Annotated in this window: 2 protein-coding genes; one reads left to right on the forward strand and one right to left on the reverse strand. The window is 44.3% G+C overall.

The features are described 5' to 3' along the window. The coding region (locus EI290_RS23115; protein WP_449404934.1) for a transposase-like zinc-binding domain-containing protein at positions 1–90 on the reverse strand (90 nt) is incomplete at its 3' end. 161 nt (positions 91–251) lie between these two features. Between EI290_RS23115 and EI290_RS22205 the strand changes: the two genes are divergently transcribed. Continuing rightward, entirely contained in the window at positions 252–779 is a 528-nt protein-coding gene (locus tag EI290_RS22205; protein WP_148103660.1) for a hypothetical protein, read from the forward strand. The last annotated feature ends 144 nt before the right edge of the window (positions 780–923 follow it).

The raw sequence follows: 923 nt of genomic DNA on the forward strand, positions 1-923 counted from the left end.
GCACAGGTACTTCGCCTGACCGTGGCTATGACCATTTTTGCGCAAGGCCGTGCTTCCGCATTTAGCGCAGGTGAGGGGCGTGTGTAGCATCTCACAAGATAGCAAAACCACGCTTTAGACCACCGCCGGTTTTTTCACTAGTTTCTGCAATGCTAATAAAGAGAATAATTAATAGTATAGTAGCTGCTGCTTTATGCCTGTATATGCAGGCATGCACATCTGTCGATAGTAAAAAGGCGAAGCCGCTAAAGATGGTTGATAAAGCCACAATGCGTCTAATCAGGTCTTTACTCGTTCAAGATAGTTTTCTGCTTTCCAGCAAAGGGAGTTATAGCAAACCCATTGTATCTCACTTGCGTCCGGTGAATCTTATAACGGACTATCCGAAAAGTAATGTTCCAGCTCTCCCTAAAACTTTTGATATTACTCTGCGCCAGCTATTATACTACAAACATCAGGGTATACCTTTTTTTAGTCAGCGAGACTCACTTTTTCTGATTCAGCAGCACCAAAATCAGCATACTGGATTGGTTGATACTACATTATTTGCTGCAGACGACTTTTTCTGGTTACAGGATAAAGAAAACCGAGCTTGGCCAAAAGAACATTTGGATTATTTTCGCTTTTCACTGCCTTTGTTTTCGCAGGATAGCACTAAAGCTTACATTCAAATGGATCATAATTGTGCTGGAGGATGTGGTGGAGGAGTAGCCTATTTCTTAAAGAAAGAAAAAGGGATGTGGCGAAAAATATTTGCAGCGAGGCGTTGGTTTAATTAGCAGCACTCATATACCTTAAAAGGTGGTGGTCTAAGCTGTGGTGCATCGTCGGTTGTGCTCGTCAATGACGAGTTGAATGCGCACGTGGTGCATGGCCAAGCAGCGACTGAACGAGCAGGTCTTGCGCACCAGCACGGCGCACCG

It is taken from the genome of Hymenobacter metallilatus (assembly GCF_003944705.1).
Lineage (GTDB): Bacteria > Bacteroidota > Bacteroidia > Cytophagales > Hymenobacteraceae > Hymenobacter > Hymenobacter metallilatus.

Bases quoted from the DNA above. Each gene is read 5' to 3' on its own strand.
- EI290_RS22205 (WP_148103660.1), top strand. From the start codon at position 252: ATGGTTGATAAAGCCACAATGCGTCTAATCAGGTCTTTACTCGTTCAA.